The sequence below is a fragment of the Mycobacterium shimoidei genome, from assembly GCF_900417275.1.
GTDB classification, from domain to species: Bacteria; Actinomycetota; Actinomycetes; order Mycobacteriales; family Mycobacteriaceae; genus Mycobacterium; species Mycobacterium shimoidei.
In genome coordinates this window covers 1,438,537-1,462,179 of the sequence record NZ_UEGW01000001.1, presented here as the reverse complement: position 1 = coordinate 1,462,179, position 23,643 = coordinate 1,438,537, and the positions used below count along the sequence as shown (strand labels likewise).

Annotated in this window: 24 protein-coding genes; 5 read left to right on the top strand and 19 right to left on the bottom strand. The window is 66.4% G+C overall.

The genetic code is table 11. From position 1 onward, the window contains the following. Window positions 1-381, bottom strand: coding sequence for a hypothetical protein (locus MSP7336_RS07015; protein ID WP_069397222.1), 381 nt, complete (start codon window positions 379-381; stop codon window positions 1-3). A 135-nt stretch (window positions 382-516) separates the two neighbouring features. On the opposite strand from MSP7336_RS07015, the gene MSP7336_RS07010 reads away from it, so the two are divergent. Beyond that, window positions 517-1,239, top strand: coding sequence for a PadR family transcriptional regulator (locus MSP7336_RS07010; RefSeq protein WP_069397221.1), 723 nt, complete (start codon window positions 517-519; stop codon window positions 1,237-1,239). 19 nt (window positions 1,240-1,258) lie between these two features. Here MSP7336_RS07010 and glpK read toward each other — a convergent pair whose 3' ends face one another. Then, window positions 1,259-2,794 carry a glycerol kinase GlpK gene (gene glpK / locus MSP7336_RS07005; protein WP_425325734.1) on the bottom strand — a complete coding sequence of 512 codons (1,536 nt, stop codon included), beginning with the start codon at window positions 2,792-2,794 and terminating at the stop codon, window positions 1,259-1,261. 81 nt (window positions 2,795-2,875) lie between these two features. Here glpK and MSP7336_RS07000 point away from each other — a divergent pair, with 81 nt between their 5' ends. Beyond that, window positions 2,876-4,345 (top strand): glutamate-cysteine ligase family protein, encoded by a 1,470-nt coding sequence (locus MSP7336_RS07000; protein ID WP_069397220.1) that lies wholly within the window; start codon window positions 2,876-2,878, stop codon window positions 4,343-4,345. Between the two features lie 3 nt (window positions 4,346-4,348). Here MSP7336_RS07000 and egtE read toward each other — a convergent pair whose 3' ends face one another. From egtE to MSP7336_RS06945, 11 genes are all read right to left on the bottom strand, one after another. Further along, the gene (egtE, locus tag MSP7336_RS06995; RefSeq protein WP_280524359.1) at window positions 4,349-5,470 is read right to left on the bottom strand and encodes an ergothioneine biosynthesis PLP-dependent enzyme EgtE; all 1,122 of its coding nucleotides are present in this window, start codon (window positions 5,468-5,470) and stop codon (window positions 4,349-4,351) included. Continuing rightward, complete coding sequence (egtD, locus tag MSP7336_RS06990) at window positions 5,467-6,432, bottom strand: L-histidine N(alpha)-methyltransferase (RefSeq protein WP_069397218.1); 966 nt, start codon at window positions 6,430-6,432, stop codon at window positions 5,467-5,469. The genes egtE and egtD overlap by 4 nt, the downstream gene beginning before the upstream one ends. After that, window positions 6,429-7,121 (bottom strand): ergothioneine biosynthesis protein EgtC, encoded by a 693-nt coding sequence (egtC, locus tag MSP7336_RS06985; RefSeq protein WP_069397217.1) that lies wholly within the window; start codon window positions 7,119-7,121, stop codon window positions 6,429-6,431. Before egtC ends, egtD begins: the two co-directional genes overlap by 4 nt. Continuing rightward, on the bottom strand, window positions 7,121-8,401 hold the full coding sequence (gene egtB, locus MSP7336_RS06980; protein ID WP_113963366.1) for an ergothioneine biosynthesis protein EgtB: 1,281 nt from the start codon (window positions 8,399-8,401) through the stop codon (window positions 7,121-7,123). Before egtB ends, egtC begins: the two co-directional genes overlap by 1 nt. Then, a complete protein-coding gene (egtA, locus tag MSP7336_RS06975) occupies window positions 8,398-9,684 on the bottom strand; it encodes an ergothioneine biosynthesis glutamate--cysteine ligase EgtA (protein WP_069397215.1) in 1,287 nt (428 codons plus the stop codon). Before egtA ends, egtB begins: the two co-directional genes overlap by 4 nt. Window positions 9,685-9,805: 121 nt before the next feature. Further along, the gene (locus MSP7336_RS06970) at window positions 9,806-10,444 is read right to left on the bottom strand and encodes a sensor domain-containing protein (protein WP_113963365.1); all 639 of its coding nucleotides are present in this window, start codon (window positions 10,442-10,444) and stop codon (window positions 9,806-9,808) included. Between the two features lie 321 nt (window positions 10,445-10,765). Then, window positions 10,766-11,089 (bottom strand): hypothetical protein, encoded by a 324-nt coding sequence (locus MSP7336_RS06965; RefSeq protein ID WP_113963364.1) that lies wholly within the window; start codon window positions 11,087-11,089, stop codon window positions 10,766-10,768. Window positions 11,090-11,173: 84 nt separating this feature from the next. Next, window positions 11,174-12,217: a DUF4185 domain-containing protein gene (locus MSP7336_RS06960; protein ID WP_113963363.1), complete on the bottom strand. Its 1,044-nt coding sequence runs from the start codon at window positions 12,215-12,217 to the stop codon at window positions 11,174-11,176. A gap of 96 nt (window positions 12,218-12,313) precedes the next feature. Further along, window positions 12,314-13,345: an aspartate-semialdehyde dehydrogenase gene (locus MSP7336_RS06955; protein ID WP_113963362.1), complete on the bottom strand. Its 1,032-nt coding sequence runs from the start codon at window positions 13,343-13,345 to the stop codon at window positions 12,314-12,316. Then, complete coding sequence (locus tag MSP7336_RS06950; protein ID WP_069397207.1) at window positions 13,345-14,610, bottom strand: aspartate kinase; 1,266 nt, start codon at window positions 14,608-14,610, stop codon at window positions 13,345-13,347. Before MSP7336_RS06950 ends, MSP7336_RS06955 begins: the two co-directional genes overlap by 1 nt. A gap of 66 nt (window positions 14,611-14,676) precedes the next feature. After that, complete coding sequence (locus MSP7336_RS06945) at window positions 14,677-14,979, bottom strand: hypothetical protein (protein ID WP_181786614.1); 303 nt, start codon at window positions 14,977-14,979, stop codon at window positions 14,677-14,679. A gap of 188 nt (window positions 14,980-15,167) precedes the next feature. Between MSP7336_RS06945 and leuA the strand changes: the two genes are divergently transcribed. Further along, window positions 15,168-16,988: a 2-isopropylmalate synthase gene (gene leuA, locus MSP7336_RS06940; RefSeq protein ID WP_425325767.1), complete on the top strand. Its 1,821-nt coding sequence runs from the start codon at window positions 15,168-15,170 to the stop codon at window positions 16,986-16,988. Between the two features lie 11 nt (window positions 16,989-16,999). Here leuA and MSP7336_RS06935 read toward each other — a convergent pair whose 3' ends face one another. Further along, a complete protein-coding gene (locus MSP7336_RS06935; RefSeq protein ID WP_113963360.1) occupies window positions 17,000-17,989 on the bottom strand; it encodes a DEDDh family exonuclease in 990 nt (329 codons plus the stop codon). A 72-nt stretch (window positions 17,990-18,061) separates the two neighbouring features. Here MSP7336_RS06935 and MSP7336_RS06930 point away from each other — a divergent pair, with 72 nt between their 5' ends. Both MSP7336_RS06930 and MSP7336_RS06925 read left to right on the top strand, forming a co-directional pair. Beyond that, the gene (locus MSP7336_RS06930) at window positions 18,062-19,282 is read left to right on the top strand and encodes a Mur ligase family protein (RefSeq protein WP_113963359.1); all 1,221 of its coding nucleotides are present in this window, start codon (window positions 18,062-18,064) and stop codon (window positions 19,280-19,282) included. Between the two features lie 2 nt (window positions 19,283-19,284). Beyond that, entirely contained in the window at window positions 19,285-19,974 is a 690-nt protein-coding gene (locus tag MSP7336_RS06925; protein ID WP_113963358.1) for a type 1 glutamine amidotransferase, read from the top strand. A 1-nt stretch (window position 19,975) separates the two neighbouring features. On the opposite strand, the gene MSP7336_RS06920 is transcribed toward MSP7336_RS06925, so the two are convergent. From MSP7336_RS06920 to MSP7336_RS06900, 5 genes are all read right to left on the bottom strand, one after another. Next, the gene (locus MSP7336_RS06920; RefSeq protein WP_142706759.1) at window positions 19,976-20,443 is read right to left on the bottom strand and encodes a hypothetical protein; all 468 of its coding nucleotides are present in this window, start codon (window positions 20,441-20,443) and stop codon (window positions 19,976-19,978) included. Between the two features lie 457 nt (window positions 20,444-20,900). After that, complete coding sequence (locus MSP7336_RS23545) at window positions 20,901-22,115, bottom strand: hypothetical protein (protein ID WP_181786612.1); 1,215 nt, start codon at window positions 22,113-22,115, stop codon at window positions 20,901-20,903. A gap of 15 nt (window positions 22,116-22,130) precedes the next feature. Then, the gene (locus MSP7336_RS06910; protein WP_113963356.1) at window positions 22,131-22,442 is read right to left on the bottom strand and encodes a hypothetical protein; all 312 of its coding nucleotides are present in this window, start codon (window positions 22,440-22,442) and stop codon (window positions 22,131-22,133) included. 182 nt (window positions 22,443-22,624) lie between these two features. Further along, window positions 22,625-23,236, bottom strand: coding sequence for a recombination mediator RecR (recR, locus tag MSP7336_RS06905; protein ID WP_113963355.1), 612 nt, complete (start codon window positions 23,234-23,236; stop codon window positions 22,625-22,627). Further along, window positions 23,229-23,555: a YbaB/EbfC family nucleoid-associated protein gene (locus MSP7336_RS06900; protein WP_069397195.1), complete on the bottom strand. Its 327-nt coding sequence runs from the start codon at window positions 23,553-23,555 to the stop codon at window positions 23,229-23,231. The genes recR and MSP7336_RS06900 overlap by 8 nt, the downstream gene beginning before the upstream one ends. Window positions 23,556-23,643 lie beyond the last annotated feature (88 nt).

The window sequence follows — 23,643 nt, the reverse complement described above, 5'->3', positions numbered from 1 at the left end:
TTATTGCACCACCGTGACGGCGACGATGACGATGTCGGCGACCAGCAACGCCAGTGCGCATAGCGGGACAGCAATCCCCCAGCGGCGCCGCGCGGTGAAAACCGACAGCACGATCGCCAGCGCGGCGACGATCGGGGCGCCGTAAAACAACACCCCAAAGCTGATACCGCCAGGCCCGAGGTTGGGGCATTGCCCAGGGCTGCAGCCGGCCGTGCTCATCACAGCGCCGAGCGCGAAGACCAGCACCACCGCCGCGGCGGGCACCGTCAACAGCGCGAGCACCCAGTTCACCCAGACGCGCAGCCGCCCACCTTCTGGTGCCTCGTTTGGGGCCGCCGGTGCGGCTGCGGTGTCGAGCTTCCCTGCGTTTGCCTCGTTCATCCGTGCAGACCTACCCACGTGGCTCCGACGGGAAACCGCGCGCACACGCCAGCCGTTGCATCGCGATATTATTCGATATATCGTAATCATATCGGTAGCGCATCGGGCGCTGCCTTTCCAGAAACGAGACACAGCATGGATGCACCATTTCCCCCGTTCGGGACCCCCTTCGGCGGCGGTGCCGGCCCGCATGGGTTCGGCTTCGGCCCAGTCGACCGCCGCGCACTGCACGAGCAGCGCCGGCAGGCTCGCCGCGAGTTCCGCAACTATGTCCGCGGCCACGACGCCGGTCGCACCGGGCCGTTTGATGGACCGTTCGGGCCGGGGTTCGGATTCGGTCGAGGTTTTGGACCCGGCGGGTTCGGCTTCGGGTTCGGCCCCGGCCCGCGCGGTGGGCGGCGCGGCGGTCCCGGTCGGCGTGGGCGTCGCGGCGACGTACGCGCGGCGATCCTGGTCCTGCTGGCCGAGCGAGCGATGCACGGTTACGAAATGATCCAGCAGATCGCCGAACGCAGCCAAGACCTGTGGCGTCCCAGCCCCGGCTCGGTGTATCCGACCCTGCAACTGCTCGTGGACGAAGGCCTGATCGTCGGTTCTGAAACCGAGGGCAGCAAGCGACTTTTCGAGCTGACCGAGGAGGGTCGGGCCGCCGCTGAAAAGGTCCAGACTCCGCCATGGGACGAGATCGCCGACGGCGTCGACCCAGCGCACATCAACCTGCGGACCGCCCTCGGCCAACTGTTCGGTGCCGTGGCGCAATCCGCGCACGCGGCGACGGCCGAGCAGCAGCAGCGCATCATCGAGATCGTCAACAATGCGCGCCGCGAGATCTACACGGTTCTCAGCGAGGACGAGTAGCCAGTTGGGCGGCGGGGGATCAGGACACGTCGACCCAGTCCAGGGTGCGTTGGACGGCTTTGCGCCAGCCGGCATACCCCGCCGCGCGTTCGTCGTCGCTCCAGTTCGGCGTCCACCGCTTGTCCTCGCGCCAATTGGCCCGCAGCTCGTCGGGATCAGCCCAAAACCCCACCGCCAGCCCGGCTGCATATGCCGCCCCCAGCGCGGTGGTCTCGGCGACCACCGGGCGCACCACGTCGACACCGAGCACGTCGGCCTGGATCTGCATGCATAACTCGTTGGCGGTAACGCCGCCGTCGACCTTCAAAACCTCAAGGCGCACACCGGAATCGGCTGCCATTGCCTCGATCACGTCGCGGCTTTGGTAGCAGATCGACTCCAGAGTCGCACGCGCCAGGTGCGCATTGGTGTTGTACCGCGACAGCCCGACGATCGCGCCGCGGGCATCCGATCGCCAGTACGGTGCGAACAGCCCGGAGAACGCCGGCACGAAATACACTCCGCCGTTGTCGGAGACCTGACGGGCAAGTGCCTCGCTTTGCGCCGCGCCGCTGATGATGCCCAGCTGATCGCGCAGCCACTGCACCGCTGATCCGGTAACCGCAATCGACCCCTCAAGGGCGTAAACGGGTTTGGCCTCTCCGAACTGATAGCAAACCGTAGTCAGCAGCCCGTGGGCCGACCGCACGATCTCTTCGCCGGTGTTGAGCAGCAGGAAATTGCCGGTGCCGTAGGTGTTCTTGGCGTCGCCCGGAGCCAGGCACACCTGGCCCACCATCGCCGCATGCTGGTCACCCAGGATTCCGGTGATCGGTACCTCGCCGCCGAGCGGGCCGGCCCCTGAGGTCACCCCGTGGGGCTGCGGAGACGCCGACGGCCCGATAGTCGGCAGCATTGCGCGCGGGATTTTGAACAGCGACAACAGCTCGTCGTCCCAGTCCAACGTTTCCAGGTTCATCAACATGGTCCGGCTGGCGTTGGTGACGTCGGTGCGGTGCACGCCGCCACGCGGACCACCGGTGAGGTTCCACAACAGCCAGGTGTCAGCGGTGCCGAACACGGCCTCACCGCGTTCGGCGGCCTCGCGCACCCCGTCGACATTGTCCAGAATCCACTGCAGCTTGCCCCCAGAGAAGTACGTCGCCGGCAGCAGACCGGCTTTACGACGGATCACGTCACCGCGCCCGTCCCGGTCCAACGCCGAGGCGATGCGGTCGGTGCGGGTGTCTTGCCACACGATCGCGTTGTAATACGGACGCCCGGTATGCCGATTCCACACCAACGTGGTTTCCCGCTGATTCGTAATTCCCAGGGCGGCAATACCTTTAGCCGCCAGGTTGGTCCGATTGAGCACCGAGGTCAGCACCGAAGAGGTGCGCTCCCAGATCTCGACCGGGTCGTGCTCCACCCAGCCGGCCTGCGGCAGGATCTGCTCGTGCTCGAGCTGGTGACGGCCCACCTCCGCGCCGCCGTGGTCGAAGACGATGCAGCGGGTACTGGTGGTGCCCTGGTCGATCGAGACGATGAACTCCGGCGACTCAGCCACGTCATCCATGATGGCGTACCTGGGCACTCGGGCATTCGACATTGTGGCCATCCGCAGCGTGCGGTGGCTTTTCGCGGCTAGCCTGGCACTGTGGGCGAGGAGGTCAAGCGGACCAGATACAGCCACGCGCAGCGGCAGGATTACCGGCGCAAGGTGCAGCTGTGTCTGGACGTGTTCGAAACGATGCTCGCCCAGTCGAGCTTCGAATTCGAACGCCCGCTCACCGGGATGGAGATCGAGTGCAACCTGGTCGACGCCGACTACCAGCCGGCGATGTCGAACAAGCATGTGCTGGCCGCGATCGCCGATCCCGCTTATCAGACCGAATTAGGCTTGTACAACATCGAATTCAATGTCCCGCCCCGGGCATTACCGGGCCGCACCGCAATCGAGCTGGAAGCCGAGGTGCGGGCGAGTTTGAACGCCGCGGAGTCCAAGGCCCATACCGACGGCGCCCACATCGTGATGATCGGAATCCTTCCCACCCTGATGCCCGAGCATTTGCACGAGGGTTGGATGAGCGACTCGACGCGGTATCGGGCCCTCAACGACTCAATCTTCATCGCCCGCGGCGAGGACATCCAGATCGACATCGACGGCCCTGAGCCGCTGAGCCTGAACTCGGCGACGATTGCACCCGAATCGGCCTGCACCAGCATGCAATTGCACCTGCAAGTGTCCCCAGCTGACTTCGCCAACAACTGGAATGCCGCCCAGGTACTGGCCGGCCCACAGCTGGCACTCGGAGCTAACTCGCCGTACTTCTTCGGTCATCAGCTCTGGGCAGAAACCCGGATCGAACTGTTCGCACAGGCCACCGACACTCGGCCGGACGAGCTCAAGGCTCAAGGAGTGCGGCCACGGGTGTGGTTCGGGGAGCGCTGGATCACATCGATCTTCGATCTGTTCGAGGAAAACGTGCGGTACTTCCCGTCGTTGTTGCCCGAGGTGTCCGACGAGGATCCCATGGCCGAACTCGCCGCTGGGCGCACGCCGCAGCTGTCGGAATTGCGGCTGCACAACGGCACCGTTTACCGGTGGAATCGCCCGGTGTATGACGTCGTAAACGGGCGGCCGCATCTGCGGGTGGAGAACCGGGTGCTGCCGGCCGGACCGACCGTCGTCGACATGATCGCCAACTCGGCGTTCTACTACGGCATGCTGCGCGCGCTGTCGGAAGAGGATCGTCCGCTGTGGACGAAAATGAGTTTCGCTGCGGCCCATGCCAATTTCCTGGAGGCCGCGAAGAGCGGCATGGCCGCGAACCTGTATTGGCCCGGCGCGGGCCAGGTGGCCATCGACGACCTGGTGTTACGCCAGTTGCTGCCGATGGCCGACGAGGGCCTGCGGCGATGGGGAGCTACCGCCGAAGTCCGCGACCGGTTCCTCGGCATCATCGAGGGCCGCGCGAAATCCGGCCGCAACGGGGCGACCTGGCAGGTGGCCACGGTACGAAAGCTGCAGGAAGGCGGCATGACCCGGCCCCAAGCGCTGGCCGAGATGCTCCGGCGCTACTGCGAGCACATGCACGCCAACGAGCCAGTACACACCTGGGAATAGCGATCAGCTCACGTCGGCCAGCGCCCCGGCGAACATCGCCAGATCCTCGCTGGTGGCGTCGACGTGCGGGGAGATTCGCAGCACGGGTGCGGTCAGCTCCAGCGGCGCCCGCTCCACCCCGGCTGCAGTGGTGACGATCTGGCGTTCGCGAATCAGCCGGCCGCGCACCACTTCTGGATTGGAGCCGTCCACCGCGGCGAGCGTTGTGATCGCGCTCGGCTCGTCGAGTGGCTCGACGACCCGCCATCCCCGCACATCGGCCAACGCGACGCGGGTCATCCGGCCCACTTCGGCGAGACGATCCCGCACCGCCGCCGGCCCGGCGGCCATATGCTCGCCCAGCGCGACCGAAAAACCCACTCGCGCCGCGATATTGGCTTCGCCGAGTTCGAGTCGCGCAGCCACCGGAAGCGACGACACCCAATCCGGTGGCGGCAGCCGCGGCACCAGCCGCTGCATGAGCTCGGCACGCACCGCAAGAACCCCGACACCGCGCGGGCCGGCGATCCACTTGCGCGACGACGCATAGGCCGCGTCGGCGCCCACCGCGCAATCCACGTGACCGAGCGCCTGGGCAGCGTCGACGACCAACGGCAATCGGAGTTCACGGCAGAGCTGGGTCATCTCGGCGAGCGGCTGCACCACCCCGCGGTGGCTGGCCACTGCGGTCAGGTGCACCAGGTCGGGCGGGTCGGTCGCCAGCCCCACCGCGGCTTCGTCGACCGCGACCCTGCCATCGCCGTCGACGGGCAGCGGTCGGCGGGCGAAACCATGCGCGGCCATCACCGCCAAGTTGGGCCCGTATTCGCCGGGCAGGCACGCCAGCGTGCGACCGCCGGGCGGCCAACTGCCCAGCAGCAGATCCAATGCGTGCAGGGATCCGGTGGTGAACACCACCTCGGCGCCGGGCATACCGAACAGCTCAGCAACCGCGGCTCGACCGGCATCCAGCGCCGGTGCGGCGGCCTCCGCCGCGACGTAACCGCCGACTTCGGCCTCGTGCCGCGCGTGTCGGGCGGCGGCGTCAAGCGCGGCGAAGCTCTGCCGCGAACAGGCCGCGCTGTCCAGGTGCAGCCCGGCCACCATCGGACGCGCCGCCCGCCAGCTCTCGGTCAACGAAGTCACTTGACGGCAAGCGACAAGCCGAAATCGCCGGCGTCGTCGGTCCACCATTGAGTGCGCCGCAGCCCCACCTCGGCGAGCTCAGCGGCCACCGCCTCGGCCCGGAACTTGCACGACACCTCGGTGAGCATCTCTTCGCCGGCGGTGAACTCGACGGTCAGTTCGAGCGCACCGATGCGCACCCGCTGCGGGCTCTCGGCACGCAGCCACATCTCCATGCGCTCCGCGTCGGCATTCCACCGGGCCACGTGCACGTAGGCGTCGATGTCGAAATCGGCGTCGAGTTCCCGGTTGATCACCGCGAGCACATTGCGGTTGAACCGGGCGGTGACTCCGGCGGCGTCGTCGTAGGCGCGCACCAACCGGCCGGTGTCCTTGACCAGGTCGGTGCCCAGCAACAGGCTGTCATCGGGCTGCATCACCGCGGCCAGCGACGCCAAAAAGTCGGCACGCGGACCCGGCGTCAGGTTGCCGATGGTCGATCCCAAGAACACGAACAGCCGCCGACCGCCCCCGGGGATCTCGGCCAGGTGTTCCTCGAAATCGCCGCACACCGCTGCGATTTCGATATCCGGATAGTCACGCTTGATAGCGGTCGCCGCCGAGGACAGCATGCTGGCGTCGACGTCGAACGGCACGAATCTGCGCAATGACCCGGCGGCCTGCAGTGCCTCCAGCAGCAACCTGGTCTTCTCCGACGTTCCGCTGCCAAGTTCGACCAAGGTGTCCGCCTCGGCGGCCGAAGCGATCTCAGCCGACCGGGCACGCAGGATCTGCGCTTCGGCGCGGGTCGGGTAATACTCCGGTAGCCGGGTTATCTGGTCGAACAGCTCGCTGCCTATCGAGTCGTAAAACCACTTGGGCGGCAATGTCTTCGGGAAGCTCCGCAGGCCGTCGAACACATCACGCCGCAGCGCCTGATAAGCGGAGTCCGCGCTCAGATGGTTCGACAGGGACAGCGTCATCGTTTTCCTCCCAGTGCGGTCAGGGTGACGCCGTCCGCGGTGACCTCGACGAGATGGCAGTCCGGAACGTCTTCCCAATCGGGGTCGTCGTCGTACGGCTCGCTGGCCACCACCACACCATCCTCGCGGCGCAGCACCGACAAGGTGTCACCCCAGGTGGTGGCCAACAGCCGTGAGCCGTTGCCGGCCAGTATATTCAACCGGGCATGCGGGTCAGCGGTGCCGAGTTCGGCGATTACGTCGCCCAGCGCATCAAGGCCGCGGGCAAAGATCAGGTCGGCGAGAATGGCGCTGTCACAAATTGATTCGGCGGACGACGTGACCGGCATAATGCGCCGGTCGACGATGCCGTTGTGCGAGAGCAGCCACCGGCCGTCGGTGAAAGGCGCCGTCGCGCTCACTTCGATCGGCATGCCCACCGTCGCCGAACGCACCGCCGCCAGCACGCAGTGACTGCGCAGTGCGGGCGCCACCGAGGTGAACGACACGTCTCCCCACAGCGGTGCTGCGCTGCGCCACCGCCGAATCTCATCGCCGTCGAAAAAGCCCACGCCCCAACCGTCGGCGTTGAGCAACCCATGCTTTTGCCGCCGCGGCGCGTAGGACTGAGTCCGCAGGCCGTATGGCGGATCGAGCACCAGCGACGAGACCGTGACGTCGCGGCCGAGCCATCCCAAGTGCCGGCACATCAGGCGTCCCAGGCCAGCCGGACGCCGCAGAAGATCTGGCGACGATACGGGTGATCCCAGTTGCGGAAGCTCGGCCGCAGGATGCCGGCCTCGACCGCCCACGATCCGCCGCGCAGCACTTTGTAGTCACCGAAGAAGAACGGCTGCGAATAGCGCTGGTAGATCATCGGGGTGAATCCCGGCCACGGCCGCAGCTCCGAGCTGGTCCACTCCCAGACATCACCGAGCATCTGCTCGACGCCGTAGGCCGACACCCCGTCCGGGTACGCGCCGACGGGCGCGGGACGCAGCGCCGCGCCACCGAGGTTGGCGTGCGTGGCTGACGGCTCCTCGTCGCCCCAGGGGTAACGGCGCCGGGCGCCCGCGGCCGGATCCCACGCGCACGCCTTCTCCCACTCGACTTCGGTGGGTAGCCGCGCCCCAGCCCACTTTGCGTAGGCCTCCGCTTCGAAATAGCTGACATGCTGGACCGGTTCGTCGGGCGGGATGTCTTCGACGTGGCCGAACCGGGTCCGGGTTTTCTGATCGGCGCTCCAGAATTGCGGCGCGGTCAGTCTGGCGCGCTGGCGGTGCTCCCAGCCGCGCGCCGACCACCACCGCGGCTCGTCGTAGCCGCCGTCGTCGATGAACTGCCGCCACTCGCCGTTGGTGACCGGTACCCGCCCGATGCGGAACGCCGGCACGTCGACGACGTGGGCGGGACGTTCGTTGTCCAACGCAAACGGTTCGGTCGCGGCGTCGACGCCCAGCACGAACGGGCCCTCGGGAACCAGCACCGACGTCCCCGCGACGCCGGGACGCCCGGGCGGCAGCGCTGTACCCGACGACAGCAACGGCGAGCCGGTGCGCAGGTTCAGCGCTTGCAGCATGGTTTCGTGGTGCTGGTGTTCGTGGCTGACCACCATCCCGAATGTGAAAACGGCGTCGGGCTCGTCGGGCAGCGCGTCGAGAGCATCCAGCGCCGCTGAGCGCACCGTGCTGCAGTACGCGCGGGCCTGATCGGGCGACAGCAGTGGCAATTCGGCTCTACTGGCCCGGGAGTGCACGAAGGCGTCGTAGAGGCCCTCGACCGCCGGCGGCAGCATCCCCGGCCGGTTCGGGTCGCCGTCGCGAAGCAGCCACAGCTCCTCCTGCTGGCCGATGTGGGCGAGATCCCACACCAGCGGGCTCATCAACGGGTCGTACTGCCGGCGCAGCTCGGCGTCGTCGAAATCCACCAGCCGCAGGGTGCGTTCGCGTGCCCGTATCAGGCCGTCCGCCAACGCTTCTCGTGATGTCACGATTGTCCTCGCGCTAACTGGCTGACGGTCGGCGCAATGCCGTGTTTGATCACCCGATCGCAGAAGTCGTCCGCGGGACAGCGGCCCTGCTCGACCGCCTGAACCAGGCGGCCCATCGCGCCGGTCATTGCAGGGGGCACCCGTTCGGCCGCGGCGGTCACGCAGCGCGTGGCGGCGGCGTGCAGCCGCCGATCGGCCAGCCCCACCCGCGCCGCGGTGTCCCAGGCCGTGGCGACGGGTTCGACGGCCTCGGCCGCGATGCTCGTCAACTGCGGGTCGTCCAGCAGCGCCACCAAGGTGTAGACCAGCGCGGGCCAGATCGCGTCGGGCACGCTGTCCAGATAGCGGATCTCCAGCCAACGTCGGGGCCGCACCGGCGGGAACAGCGTCGTGAGGTGGTACTCCAGGTCTGCCGTGGTCGGCCGGCGTCCACCGAGCACCACCCGGCCGTCGGCCCAGTCGGCGAACGGCACATAGTGCCGCACGGGCTCCGCGGCGCCTTCCGGGGGCATGTGCACCAACATCACCGGCGCCTTGAGCGCGTAACGCGCCCAGTCGGTGCCCGGATCGTCGCCGCTGGCGGTCAGGATGGGCCCACAGCGCGCCGCATCGAGTTGACTCCACACCCGTTGACGGGTGGACACCCAGCCGGAGAATTCTCCGCGCAACATCGGAGAGTTCGCGGCCATCGCGATCATGACCGGTCCGAGCGCGTGCGCCAGCCGCACCCGCGCCGCCCACCCGGCCTGCGGGCCCGCATCGACGTTGACTTGCACCGACGCCGTCGACGTCATCATCGCCGCCCCGGCCACGGCGGTGTCGGTGGCGGCGAAAAACTGTTCCATCGCCCGGTAGCGCGGTCCCGGATTTATCCGCTTGGCGGGTCGCAGCGGGTCCGCGCCCAGCAGCACCAGCCCCAGCCCGGCGGCGGCGAAAGCGGCCCGCAACACGTCCTGGTCGCGTGTCATCGCCGCGATGGCCGCTGCGACGCCGTCAGCGGGCGGGCCGGAAAGTTCCACGGCGCCACCGGGTTCGACGGTGACCACGCTGCCGCCCGGCATCGCCGGCAGTGACTCGATCACCTCGATGATCTCGCCCCACCCGGGCCGGCGGTGCGGCGCGACCGGGTCGTAGCAATGGGCTTCCAGTTCCAGCCCGACCCGGCCCAACGGGCCGTCGCACAGGCAGCTGTCGGTGATGTATTGCGCGGCGGCCGACAAGCCGGCCAGTTCCCCGTCAGCGAGGCGCGTGCCATCCAGCTGCGACGCGACGGCGAACGCCATATTCCAAATCCCTCCGGGCCCGGACCCTGGTCGCGGGCCGCTGGTTGCGCGCGGCTATCTCACGATAGCCGTAGGTTCCATCTTCCAGAGGGGTCCGACATATTCCCCCTGAGCCGGCTGTTTACTGCCCGAGCGCGTTCTCCATGGCTCCGGCCAGCACGTTCACCGCCGGACCGCCGTTACCCGATTGGCAGACCTTGGCCTGCAAAAGCACGTTCTCGCGCAGCCGGGTCTGGGTGAAACAACGCCGATCGGTGCCGGCTTGCTGCTTGGTCCAGGCCGCGTCGGTGGGCCCCGGCGGCCCACCGTCGAAGGACCAGACCTCGGTGACGCCGCTTTCCAAATGCATGCCGGTGGTCTGCCCGGAACAGCCGACGGTGCGGTCGGTGATGCGGTGAAAGGCCCGCTCCGCGGCGTCGTTGGTGGCAAACACGCCGACCGCCTGCTTGACCAGATGAGTCTGGTCAGTCGGCGACGTCTGGGTGCTGGCGCCGTTGAACGACGCGAGGTCGGGGTCGTTGTACACCTCGGGCAGGCCGATGTCCGCCCAGTTGTTGCACACCGGATTGTCGACCCAGAACCCTTGGAACGGCTCGGTGAACACCGACTCCGCACGCATCGGTCCGCCGACGATGTTGCCGACCGATCCCTTGCCCATGACCGCGTAGTTCACCACGCCGGGCACCGAGGGGTCGGCCGCCGCGCTCGGTGCGACCGCCACTGCCAAGCCGATGCTCATCACCACTGCAGCCACTCGCACGGTCAGGCCTCGGCGAAGACGTCGATGGTCATGGTTTCGATCATGCCAACACCCGCACCCCGATCAGGGGGCCGGGCCTCACCGGCTNCACCAGAACATGCACACGATGAACAGCACCGCCGCCGCGATGAAGACGAGTCCCGCGACGATTGCAACCCACGCCGCGACTTGATAGAGCCTGTCTGGCCGGGCCGGCCGAGGTGTGTCGCTCATGGTTGCAAATCATGCCTTACCGCAAGGCTGGTCGCGAGTGTTGATGAGCCCGGCGCCCCACTACGGGACTTGTGGGGCGCCGGGCCGGTGAAGGAACACTTGGGTTGATTACGGGCGAGCCGGAGCAGTGGTCGGGGTGACGGACTGCGGTGGCTGTGCGGGTCCGGGAACGGCGCTGCTGTCGGGCCCGCCGCCCGGTCCGCCGCCACCTGGGCGATGGTGGAACATCGCGTGGTGGTGATGCCAGTGATGGTGGTGGTGACCATGGTGGCCGGCGATTCGGTAGCCGGCGAAGAAAACGGTCGTCACGATGAACACGATGCCGGCGACGATCACCACCCACGCCGCGAACCTGTAAAGCCAGTACGGTTTCGCGGGCGGCGCGGTGTCGACCGCGGCCGACCTGGATGTTGTTTCAGGTGTTTCACTCATGGGAAGCATGATGCGCGCCCAACCGATAGTGGCAGCTAGGTGCCGGCTATGAACCAGCTATGAGTCATAGCTCTGAATCGCCGGTTATTCGGGCTTGAACGGATTGACCGCGAACTGGATCACCCGATAGGGCGCGCGGGCGCGTGGATCGCTGTTGTGCCATTGGCTGACGAACACCCGCAACTCGTCGAGCGTAGAACCGGGGGAAATGTAGCCGCCGTAGGGCTGGGCCAGCCGATTGTCGTGCGGCGGCGGCAAGCTTTCGGCCGGATCGGGCCAGTCGTCATGTTGCACAACGGTGGTCACCGGCGCGGTGCCCAGCGAGGTCGGATCGTTGGCGACCCGCACTTCCATGTCTCCGGTGCTGGCGTTGAAATACGACAGCACCGCCTTGCCGTCGATTTGCTGGAAGCTCATCTCGCCAACTTGCTCGTCCCACAACGGTGTTGGTGGTTTGCCCCACCCGCCGTCGGGTCCGGCCGCCCAGCCCTCCCAGCGGGACCGGTCCTCGAAGTTCTCCGGTGCGACCCGGTACAACGTGACCGGATGGGTGCGCTGAAAGCTGTCGGCGACGATGTACACCCATCCGCTCGGCGAGTCGGGCGTTGGAATCGGGTCGTAGTAGCCGCTGATCTGTGTCTGGCCGCCGTCCTGATAGCCGCCGTCTCGAACCGAACCGGGAACGGTCTGCCAAAACGCCTGCGTCGGCGCGGCTTTCACCAACCGTGAATTCTGCGGCACCAACTCCTTGGTGGTGGTTACCAGAAGATAGTTCTGCCGGTTGATCTGCACCACGCCGGCGGGTATCTGCGAGGTTCCCGGCGGCGCCGGGTCGGCCAGCAGTGGCTCCCACACTCCCCTGACACCGGTGTAGCGCACCCCACCCGGGTCGTCGACCGACGACATGTCGACGCGCAGAGCGATCGGTGAGTACCAGCCGCCGAACCCGACACCTTCGCCGGCGAAGCTGTCGCCGCAGACTTGCAGCACTTCACTGGGAAATTCCATGAATTCGCACAAGTCAGTGGCACCGATGCCGTAATCGCGTGTGGGCGTGCCGGTTCCGGCGGTGGGACCGATCCGAATCACTTCGCCGGGCGCCAGCGGCGGCAGGACCGGCCTGGGCATCGGCGCGGGTGGATCAGCGTGGGCAGGCGAAATGCTAAGCAGCGCAAGCAAACAGGCGACCAGGAGCGCGGGGCGTGCGGGTGAGCTCACCCCGGATCACAATTCGGCGGCCAGCAGCTCGGCGATTTGAATGGTATTCAGCGCTGCGCCTTTGCGCAGATTGTCTGCGGCGATGAACAGCGCCAGGCCGCGCCCGTCCGGAACACCCGGGTCCTGGCGAATCCGGCCGACCAGCGTCTCGTCGACACCGGCAGCGGCCAGTGGCGTCGGCACGTCGACCAGCTTGACGCCCGGTGCGCCGTCGAGCAACTCGCGGGCCCGCTGGGGTGAAAGTGGTTGAGCGAACTCGGCATTGATCGACAGGCAGTGACCGGTGAACACCGGAACCCGCACACAAGTTCCGCTGACCAGCAGGTCCGGGATGCCGAGGATCTTTCGGCTTTCGTTGCGCAGCTTCTGATCCTCGTCGGTTTCACCAGAATCGTCGTCGGCAAGGTTGCCGGCCAGCGGAACGACATTGAACGCGATCGGGGCTACGTAGGTGTTGGGCGCCGGGTAAGCCAGCGCGCTGCCGTCGTGCACCAGTTGCTCGGCGCCGTCGACCACGGCGCGGGCCTGCTCGGCCAGCTCCGCCACCCCGGCCACCCCGCTGCCGGACACGGCCTGATACGTCGAGGCCACCAGACGCACCAACCGCGCCTCGTCGTGCAGCACCTTGAGCGCCGGCATCGCCGCCATCGTGGTGCAGTTCGGGTTGGCGATGATGCCTTTGGGCCGGTGTCGTGCGGCGGCGAAATTCACCTCGGACACCACCAGCGGCACGTCGGGATCCTTGCGCCATGCCGAGGAGTTGTCGATGACGGTCACGTTGGCGGCGGCGAAGCGCGGCGCCTGCACTCGCGACATCGCCGCGCCCGCCGAGAACAGCGCGATGTCCAATCCACTGGGGTCGGCGGTTTGCGCGTCCTCGACCTCGATCTCCTGCCCTCGGAACGCCAGCTTGCGGCCCTGCGAGCGGGCCGAGGCGAAGAACCGCACAGTGCTCGCCGGGAAGTCACGCTCGTCGAGCAGCGTCCGCATCACCCGGCCCACCTGGCCGGTGGCACCGACTACACCGATGGCGACCATTACCGCCCCGTCCCGGCGTACACCGTCGCCTGCTCCTCGCCGCCCAATCCAAACGCCTCATGGAGTGCGGCGACGGCCTTGTCCAGCTCGGTGTCGCGGCACAACACCGAGATCCGGATCTCCGAAGTGGAGATCAGGTCGATGTTGACGCCGACCCCGGCTAATGCCTCACAGAACGTGGCGGTGACCCCGGGATGGCTGCGCATGCCGGCGCCGATCAGCGACACCTTGCCGATGTGATCGTCGTAAAGCACCTGAGAAAAGCCGATCTCATCTTTGAGCGCGTCCAGCGTTTCCACCGCAAACGGGCCGTTGTCGCGTGGGCAGGTGAACGTGATGTCGGTCTTGCCGTCCTCGACTTTGGAGACGTTCTGCAACACCATGTCGATGTTGATGTCGGCGTCGGCGACCGCGCGGAACACTTTGGCCGCATAACCGGGGATGTCGGGGATGCCGACGATGGTGACCTTGGCCTCGCTGCGGTCGTGCGCGACGCCGGTCAGGATGGGGTCTTCCATGGGTATGTCCTTGATCGATCCGGTGACGACGGTGCCCGGCTGGTCCGAATACGACGACCGGACGTGTACCGGAATGTTGTAGCGGCGGGCGTATTCCACGCAGCGCAGCATCAACACCTTGGCCCCGCACGCGGCCATCTCGAGCATCTCTTCGAAAGTGACGGTGTCGAGCCGGCGGGCATTTGCCACGATGCGAGGGTCGGCCGAAAAGATCCCGTCGACGTCGGTGTAGATCTCGCAGACGTCGGCGTGCAGCGCTGCGGCCAGCGCGACCGCAGTGGTGTCCGACCCGCCGCGCCCGAGGGTGGTGACGTCCTTGGTGTCTTGGCTAACACCCTGAAACCCGGCGACCAGCACGACCAATCCCTCGTCGAGCGCGGACCGCAGCCGGGCCGGGGTGACGTCGATGATCTTGGCCTTGCCGTGCGCGCCGGTGGTGATGACCCCGGCCTGTGATCCGGTGAACGAGCGGGCCTTGGCGCCCAGCGATTCGATCGCCATGGCCACCAGCGCGTTGGAGATCCGCTCGCCGGCGGTCAGCAGCATGTCGAGTTCGCGCGCCGGCGGAGCCGGGCAGACCTGCTGGGCCAGCTCCAGCAGATCGTCGGTGGTGTCGCCCATCGCGGAAACCACCACGACGACGTCGTTGCCCTGCTTTTTGGTTTCGACGATGCGCTCGGCGACCCGGCGGATCCGGTCGGCATCGGCCACCGACGATCCGCCGTACTTTTGCACGACGAGCGCCACTGCTGCCCTTCTCTGCTGCGGGTTTTCAGGTCGTCAACAGAATACGTGCTCGCTTGCGCCGCCCGACTACGGCAACGACGGCAGCGTGATCGTCAGCGACGGCAACTCGATCGTCGAGGGCAAGTGGAACCCGTCCGATGTCGTGGTGGTGGTTGTTGGCTCGGACGTGGTGGTCGGCTCGGACGTGGTCGTGGAGGGCCCGGAGGTGGTCGTCACAGACGGCGTCGGCACCGAGGGCGCACCGCCCTTGTTTCCGCCGAACAGCGCGACAATGCCCACGATGATCAGCAGGACCAGAACTATCAGCACGATGCTCAACAGCACCACGGAGTTGCGATACCAGGGCGTGCGGGGCTGGTCAGGTGCCACGATGGCCGATCGTAACAGCCGACGGCCTGTCCTGCGGTTTTGGCTGGAGCGCCGGTAGCGGTAGAGTTCACATCGTGCAGTGGGTGCTCCTTCTCGGACGCCGCGGCGGGGTCTGATTCCCAGACCGGCTTCCCGTCGCGGGAGTTCGCGATGCGCCGGTCTGATGTCCCTCTTGACACCCCGGAGCAATCACCGTGACTAGCTTTCCTTCACCGGTCGACGAATTCAGGTCGGCCCGCAGCATCACCAAACCCACCGGCGCACCCAACCCCGGCCAGCCCGCCTGGAACACCCAGCGCGGATCGTCGATGCCCATCGGCCGGTACCGTCCATTCGCCGAAGAGGTCGAACCCGTCCGGTTAGCCGACCGCACCTGGCCCGACCGGGTTATCGACAAAGCACCGATGTGGTGCGCGGTGGACCTGCGCGACGGCAACCAGGCGCTGATCGACCCGATGAGCCCGGCCCGCAAACGCCGGATGTTCGACCTGCTTGTCCGGATGGGCTACAAGGAGATCGAGGTCGGATTCCCGTCGGCCAGCCAGACCGATTTCGACTTCGTCCGCGAAATCATCGAGCAGGGCGTCATTCCCGACGACGTGACGATCCAGGTGCTGACCCAGTGTCGTCCCGAGTTGATCGAGCGCACCTTCGAGGCCTGCGAAGGCGCACCGCGGGCGATCGTGCACTTCTACAACTCGACGTCAATCCTGCAGCGGCGGGTGGTTTTTCGCGCCGACCGGGCGGCCGTGCAGGACATCGCGGTGCAAGGCGCCCGCAAGTGCGTCGAAGAGGCGGCGAAATATCCCGGCACACAATGGCGATTCGAGTACTCGCCGGAGTCCTACACCGGTACCGAACTGGAATACGCCAAGCAGGTGTGCGACGCCGTCGGCGAGGTGATCGGCCCCACCCCGGACAACCCGATCATCTTCAATTTGCCCGCCACGGTGGAGATGGCCACCCCCAACGTGTACGCCGACTCGATCGAGTGGATGCACCGCAATCTGGCCAACCGGGAGTCGGTCATCCTGAGCCTGCATCCACACAACGACCGCGGAACCGCCGTCGCCGCAGCCGAATTGGGGTATCAGGCCGGGGCGGACCGCATCGAGGGTTGCCTGTTCGGCAACGGCGAGCGCACCGGCAACGTCTGCCTGGTGACGCTGGGCCTCAACCTGTTCTCCCGCGGTGTCGACCCGCAGATCGACTTCTCCAACATCGACGAGATCCGGCGCACGGTGGAGTACTGCAACCAGCTGCCGGTGCACGAACGCCACCCCTACGGCGGCGATCTGGTGTACACCGCGTTCTCCGGCAGCCACCAGGACGCCATCAACAAGGGTCTGGACGCAATGAAGGTGGCGGCGGACGAAGCCGACAGCGACGTCGACGACATGCTGTGGCAGGTGCCGTACCTGCCGATCGACCCGCGCGACGTCGGGCGCACCTATGAGGCGGTGATCCGGGTCAATTCGCAGTCCGGCAAGGGCGGCGTGGCCTACATCATGAAGACCGACCACGGGCTGGCGCTGCCGCGGCGACTGCAAATCGAGTTCAGCCAGGTGATCCAGAAGATCGCGGAGGGCACCGGCGGCGAAGGCCGCGAGGTGTCGTCGAAGGAGATGTGGGACGCGTTCGCCGAGGAGTATCTGGCCCCGGTGCGGCCGCTGGAGCGGATCAGGCAACGGGTGGACGCTGCCGAGGAGGACGGCGGAAGCACCACCGTCACCGCGACCGTGAAGATCAACGGGACCGACACCGAGATCACCGGAACCGGCAATGGCCCGCTGGCCGCATTCGTCGACGCGCTGAGCCATGTCGGCTTCGAGGTGGCGGTGCTGGACTATTCCGAGCATGCGATGAGCGCCGGCGACGATGCGCAGGCCGCGGCCTATGTCGAGGCGCGCGTTGGGGACCGGACCGTTTGGGGTGTGGGTATTGCACCGTCGATCACCACCGCGTCGCTGCGTGCCGTCGTGTCAGCGGTCAACCGCGCAAGCAGATGAGAAGCGAGTAATCAGAACAGCGCGAACTGCTCGCCCGGCTCGTTGACGTCGACGAACTCCTCGATGCCGGTCCCGCCCACGACGGCACCGACGCCGTCCATGAACTGCGCGTCGGAAACCATCGGGACACCCAGTTCCCGGGCTTGGTATCCCTTGCCGTGTGCCGGCCGGGGCTCATTGCAAACCACCAGTGACGTCTCGCGGTCGACGGCGTCGGTGTAGGCCAGCCCGGCGTGCAGTATCCGCTCGACCAGTTCCTCGTGGGTGCGTTGCACCTCGGCGGCCAGCGCTACCCGCATGCCCTGCACCATCGGCCGGCCTCGCACATACGGGCCGGGGTTCTGGTACGGGCAGGGCATCCGGGAGGCCAGCATCTTCAGCGGGCGCAGCTCGTCGTGCGTGACTCGCCCGTTGGGCCAGCGGCGACGGCCGACCGGGCGAACCGGCAGCCAGATATCGCGCTCACGCGCCCGCTCCAGGGCGGCTCCCAGCACGTGCGTCAGCACCCGGGCGTCGTCAAACGCGTCGTGTGGCCGCTGCTGGGTCACTCCCCAATGCGCGGCCAGCGTTTCCAACCGCAAGTTGTCCAGACCAAGGTCGAGTCGGCGCGTCAGCTCGACCGTGCACATGACGCTGTCGATGGGCAATTCGGTGTCGATGAGCTCCGCCTCGGCGGCCAGGAAGGAGTAGTCGAACGCGACGTTGTGGGCGACCAGCGTGCGGCCGTCGAGCAGCTTGACCACGTCGTCGACGATGTCGACGAACTGCGGCTGGTCCTCGAGCATCGCGGCGGTCAGGCCGTGCACGTGGGTGGGGCCCGGGTCGACTTCCGGGTTGAGCAGGCTGACGACGGACTCCTCGATTCGCCCGCCGGCGTCCAGCGCCAGCACCGCCAGGCTGAGGATCCGCGCCTGACCTGGCCGGAAGCCCGAGGTTTCGACGTCGATGACCGCCCAGCCCGCGCTGGGTTCACTGGCTGGCCGACCCCAAGCGATGCCCATAAGGGGAGGATGGCATGTCTCGGCGACATCGCCGGTTCGCTGCGGCCCGTGTCGTGAAGTTAAAGTGCCCCCGTGATCACCGCCCGAGGTCGTCTCGCCCTGGCCGTCGGGGCCGGGGCGCGGTGGGCATCGCGGGCGACGGGCCGCGGTGCGGGCGCCATGATCGGCGGCCTGGTGGCGCTGACCCTGGACCGCTCGATCCTGCGTCAGCTGGGTGAAGGCCGGCGCACCGTGATCGTCACCGGGACCAACGGCAAGTCGACGACCACCCGCATGACCGCCGCCGCGCTGGGCACACTCGGCGCGGTGGCCACCAACGCCGAAGGTGCCAACATGGACGCCGGGCTGGTGGCCGCGCTGGCCGCGCACCGCGACGCCGCGCTGGCGGCGCTGGAGGTCGACGAGATGCATGTGCCGCACGTCGCCGATGCGGTCGACGCCACCGTCGTCGTGCTGCTCAATCTGTCCCGCGATCAGCTCGACCGGGTCGGGGAAATCAACGTGATCGAACGCACGCTGCGTGGCGGGCTGGCCCGCCACCCCAAGACAGTCGTCGTCGCCAACTGCGACGACGTGCTGATGACGTCGGCCGCCTACGACAGTCCCAACGTGGTGTGGGTGGCCGCCGGCGGCGGGTGGTCGGCCGACTCGGTGAGCTGCCCGCGCAGCGGCGAAGTGATCGTCCGTGACGGCGCGCACTGGTATTCCACCGGAGCGGATTTCAAGCGCCCCACCCCGCACTGGTGGTTCGACGACGAAACGCTGCACGGGCCCGACGGGCTGGAATTGCCGATGCGGTTGGCGCTGCCCGGCGCGGTGAACCGCGGCAATGCCGCCCAGGCGGTGGCGGCCGCCGTCGCGTTGGGCGCCGATCCGGCGCTGGCCGTGTCGGCCGTCGGCGCGGTCGACGAGGTCGCCGGACGGTACCGCACGGTGCGCGTCGGGGAGCACGACGTGCGGATGCTGCTGGCCAAGAACCCCGCCGGCTGGCAGGAAGCGCTGTCGATGGTGGACAAGCACGCCGCCGGGGTGGTCATCGCGGTCAACGGACAAGTGCCCGACGGTGAAGACCTGTCCTGGTTGTGGGACGTGCGCTTCGAACACTTCGAGGGTGTGCGCGTGGTGGCCGCCGGTGAACGCGGGACGGACCTGGCGGTGCGGCTCGGGTACGCCGGCGTGCAGCACACCCTGGTGCACGACACGGTGGCGGCCATCGCGTCGTGCCCGCCCGGGCATGTCGAGGTCGTCGCCAACTACACCGCGTTTTTGCAGCTGCAGCGGAGATTGCGATAACGGTGCGCATCGGGCTGGTGCTGCCCGACGTGATGGGCACCTACGGCGACAGCGGCAACGCGGTAGTGCTGCGGCAACGGCTGCTGCTGCGAGGCATCGACGCTGAGATCGTCGAGATCACGCTGTCCGAGCCGGTGCCGGAGTCGCTGGATCTGTACACACTGGGCGGGGCCGAGGACTATGCGCAGCGGCTGGCGACCCGGCACTTGATCAAGCATCCCGGCCTGCAGCGCGCCGCGGCCCGCGGCGCGCCGGTGCTGGCGATCTGCGCGGCCATCCAGGTGCTCGGCCAGTGGTATGAGACGTCGGCGGGTGAGCGGGTCGACGGCGTCGGCCTGATCGATGCGACCACCTCGCCGCAGCCCAAGCGCACCATCGGCGAGGTGGTCAGCAAGCCGCTGCTGGACGGGTTGACACAGCCGTTGACCGGCTTCGAAAACCACCGCGGCGGCACGGTGTTGGGTCCCGCGGCCTCGCCGCTGGGTGCGGTGCGCCGGGGCGCCGGCAACCGGGCCGGTGACGGCATCGACGGTGTGGTGCAGGGCAGCGTCGTCGCCACCTACATGCACGGGCCGTGCCTGGCCCGCAATCCCGAGCTCGCCGATCTGCTGCTGTCGCGCGTGGTCGGGGACTTGCCGCCGCTGGAGCTGCCCGAGGTGGAGTTGCTACGCCGCGAGCGGCTGCGGGCGTAAGTTACTGATTGTTATTCGGCAAGCTGAATTGGAACCCGTCTAAGATCGTGCGCTTGGCGGCCAAATATTCCGGGTTATTTGGCTCGATGGTTTGCGTGTCAACGGTCGAAATCCAAATGTTTTGGAGTTCGTCTTCGGCTGCGATCATCAACGTGGTGCTCGCCCGGCCTTCATAGGTGTAAGTGAGCGTTCTACTCGGGTAGCCGCACTGTGTGCCCGGTTCGTCGTTGTCTATCTTGACCTTCTGGGCACGCCCGGCGCGCTCAGTATCAAGTGCCTGTTCTGGTGTGCTTGCGTCACCGGTGACATTCGCCAGTGCCACCACGAAACTCGGAGTGAAACCACTGGCCTCCAAACTTGGTTTCGAGAGGGCACCGCGAACCAACGAAGAGTTCTCTCTCGTCGAGAACGTCCATCCGGCCGGCTTAGGGATGGCGAGCAGCGGTTCGTCCGTCGCTTCGGAGTGCAAGCGCACCAAGGGTACTCCAGGGTCAACGCATCGGCTGTCAGGAGTTGCGGTTTGCAATGCTGAGGACTCGGCCCCACCGCTGGACATGCGGTTCGTTGAGCAGGCCACTAAGGCACCAATCACAAATAAGGACGCAAGGAATGCGGTCAGAGGCCGTGTCCAGGCAAACACATCCAACTCCTGTCTGCGAGAAATTAAATGCGTGCAATTAGACCTTGTAGCGAAGGTAGCCGCCGAACAGCAACAGTATCACTATTAACCCCATGCCTAGACCGCCTAGCACACTTTGGAACGCGATCGCCAGTAGAGTGATTGCAATGAGTGGTGCGAAGCACCAATAGATCCACTTTTGCAATTTTCCATTACGAGGTTCAACGAATAGCGCCGTGCCCATGGTGATCAATATTGCGATCGCGATATACGATTCAGCGTGCGGGCTTACCATTCAGCGAAACACTTAATCATCGAATGCGGCATGCCAGCCCTTTGAAACCGTTTCACCCATAGATTTACCGACCTCGCTGCCAGCTATCCCGCCAACGATCGCGCCGATTCCAGCACCAACTGCAGCACCAGCGGCAGTACCTATACCAGGAACTACGGTACCTGCAGCGGCACCTATCCCGGCACCATATTCAGCACCTGTCGCAGCCCCCACAAAACCACCCGCGATGCTCCCAGCGGTCTTGGGTGCTACATCAACCACAGCGTCCCCGACCGGCTTTCCCTCGCTTACCTCGTTTTTGGCTTCATTTACACCGTTGGCGCCCTCAAGGATGTAGCCCGTGTAACCGAGTCGTTTGCCGACCTTACTGACGTCCTCCCAAATTTCCGACCCACGTGCTGCCGCCCGGTTTAGCTGCCCTTGAGTAGGACCAAGACCTGCTGATTGTCGCGGGATGGCGGCGTATTGAGCTGCGGTCCCGGCGGATTTATCGATCGCGTCACCCAAATTGCTGATGTGGGTGTCCATCGCTTGCGGCGAAGGCACGGCACCTTGCTGCGGTAGCTGACCGTTCGCTGGTACCGGCGTTGCTGGCAACTGCGCAGCGCCACCGTCAGCTGCCATGGCTTGGCTTTGGCCATCTTTGGGTGGCTGCTCGCCGGATCTAGCTGTAGGAGCTGGGTACGCAGCGGCGCCACCGTCCGTGGTTGTCAAGTCTCTTGCAGCGGCACTGTCGGGTCCCTGGGTCGCAATGACAATCGCACGCGCCAAGTCGGCGTCCACCTGTTCGCTTTTCGCAAGCGCGGCCGCCACCCGTTCTTGCAAGTTAGTCACTTTGGCGGCCACGCTTGCCGCTGCTTCCTCGTCAAGGGAGTCGGTGTTCGGGGGGATTACCTCATTAGTCGACGTATTGATCTCTACCGATGGCCGCTCGTCAGCATCGTTAAGAATGCCCTTGATCTCATCAGCCAAGTTGTCGGCTTCCTGATGCGCGTGCTCCATGCCAAGAGCAGCTAGTCCGAAGTTCTGTGCCGCTTCGTAATGATCACCAGCCGTCGCCGCCATCGATGTTCGAGCCGCGTCACCCCCGTGGCCCTCCCAGGTCGAGACTTTGGTCAACCCGTGAAGGAACTCGGCCGAATTGGTGTGGTTGACGGCAAGACCGCGAGTCGCACTAGCCAAATCCGCGATTTCCGGAGCCCATTCCAAAAGTTCTTTCAATGTCAAGGACACTGATTCACCTCACGGTGCAGGATCAGCCGCATCGATCGCATCGGCGCCGACGGTGTCGGTGTTGATGTACCTCACTGCAGCCTCGCGGTGGTCCTCGGCGTGTTTTGTGAGCCGCGCAGCGAAATGACCACCGTCGTCTTCCCACTTGCACAGCATTTGCCGCAGCGCGGCGCTGGCCGCACCGGACCCGATAGAAACTTGAGCGGCGCGCCAATGCGATCCGCTGTGTGCGGCCAGAAAATCACTGGTGTGTCCTTCGAGTCGTCCTGCGATCAGGTGCAGCTCGGTCGGATCGACCCGCAACGGCTCAGGCACAGTCACCCCCTCAAGGCTTACAAGATCGTTATTAGCTTAATGCCAGCAGCTAGAGGGGCCTGACGTTAATTTCCAGTCACGGGCCTAGCTGCTTCCTGCGTCGAGATCGACACCAGCGCGGGAAAGTGCGAGAGAGCGTCGCGCTAGCGTCGATTTCGGCGAAACGGGCGAGCAAAAACCGCGCGCAATTAGACCATCGCCCGGCGGCCGGCCAGCGCACGGCCCAGGGTCAGCTCGTCGGCGAACTCCAGATCGCCGCCCATCGGCAGGCCGGAGGCGATCCGCGTCACGGTCAGGCCGGGAATCTCGCGCAGCATCCGCACCAGGTAGGTCGCGGTCGCCTCGCCCTCGGTATTGGGATCGGTCGCGATGATCACCTCGGTGATGTCCACCCCGTCGACCTGCTCACCGATCCGATTCAGCAGCTCCCGGATCCGCAGCTGCTCGGGACCGACCCCGGACAGCGGATCCAGCGCCCCGCCCAACACGTGGTAGCGGCCCCGGAATTCGCGGGTGCGCTCGACGGCCTGGATGTCTTTGGGCTCCTCGACAACACACACCACGGACGCATCGCGACGGGTATCGGAACAGATTCGGCAGCGCTCGTCGTCGGAGACGTTGCCGCACACCGCGCAGAACCGCACGCCGTCGCGCACCTTCGTCAGCACGGCCGTGAGCCGGTCGATCTCCGGCGGCTCAACGGACAACAAATGGAATGCGATGCGCTGCGCGCTCTTTGGCCCGATACCCGGCAGCTTGCCGAGCTCGTCGATGAGATCTTGGACAGGCCCCTCAAACACCTGGCGCGCCGCCCATTCCTCCGGCCAGTGGGCCGAGCTGCTCCTGCGCCATCTTGGTGACCTGCTTGGAGGCATCGGCCAACGCGCCGACGATCAGATCCTGCAGCGTTTCGACGTCGTTGGGGTCGACGACCTTGGGGTCGATCTTGATCGCGACCACCTCGCCGCTGCCCTTGACGGTGACCTCAACCAGATCCCCACCGGCTTTGCCGTGTACCTCGGAGCTGGCGAGTCGCTGCTGGGCAGCCATCAGCTGCTGCTGCATCTGCTGTGCCTGCGCGAGCAACGCCGACATGTCGGGCTGGCCTCCGGGTTGCATGACAATCCCCTTGCGTGTTGGTCTCGACTTGGTTTCACCCCGGGTTCATGGGCGGTTCGAAACCTCAAGCCTAGACGGAGCCGGGCTA

Excerpts from the sequence above, each read along its gene's own strand:
- MSP7336_RS07015 (WP_069397222.1), bottom strand. The coding sequence starts at position 381 with ATGAACGAGGCAAACGCAGGGAAGCTCGACACCGCAGCCGCACCGGCG.
- MSP7336_RS07010 (WP_069397221.1), top strand. The coding sequence starts at position 517 with ATGGATGCACCATTTCCCCCGTTCGGGACCCCCTTCGGCGGCGGTGCC.
- glpK (WP_425325734.1), bottom strand. The coding sequence starts at position 2,794 with ATGGATGACGTGGCTGAGTCGCCGGAGTTCATCGTCTCGATCGACCAG.
- egtD (WP_069397218.1), bottom strand. The coding sequence starts at position 6,432 with ATGACGCTGTCCCTGTCGAACCATCTGAGCGCGGACTCCGCTTATCAG.
- egtC (WP_069397217.1), bottom strand. The coding sequence starts at position 7,121 with ATGTGCCGGCACTTGGGATGGCTCGGCCGCGACGTCACGGTCTCGTCG.
- egtA (WP_069397215.1), bottom strand. The coding sequence starts at position 9,684 with ATGGCGTTCGCCGTCGCGTCGCAGCTGGATGGCACGCGCCTCGCTGAC.
- MSP7336_RS06965 (WP_113963364.1), bottom strand. The coding sequence starts at position 11,089 with ATGAGTGAAACACCTGAAACAACATCCAGGTCGGCCGCGGTCGACACC.
- MSP7336_RS06960 (WP_113963363.1), bottom strand. The coding sequence starts at position 12,217 with ATGCCCAGGCCGGTCCTGCCGCCGCTGGCGCCCGGCGAAGTGATTCGG.
- MSP7336_RS06955 (WP_113963362.1), bottom strand. The coding sequence starts at position 13,345 with ATGGTCGCCATCGGTGTAGTCGGTGCCACCGGCCAGGTGGGCCGGGTG.
- MSP7336_RS06935 (WP_113963360.1), bottom strand. The coding sequence starts at position 17,989 with ATGGGCATCGCTTGGGGTCGGCCAGCCAGTGAACCCAGCGCGGGCTGG.
- MSP7336_RS06900 (WP_069397195.1), bottom strand. The coding sequence starts at position 23,555 with ATGCAACCCGGAGGCCAGCCCGACATGTCGGCGTTGCTCGCGCAGGCA.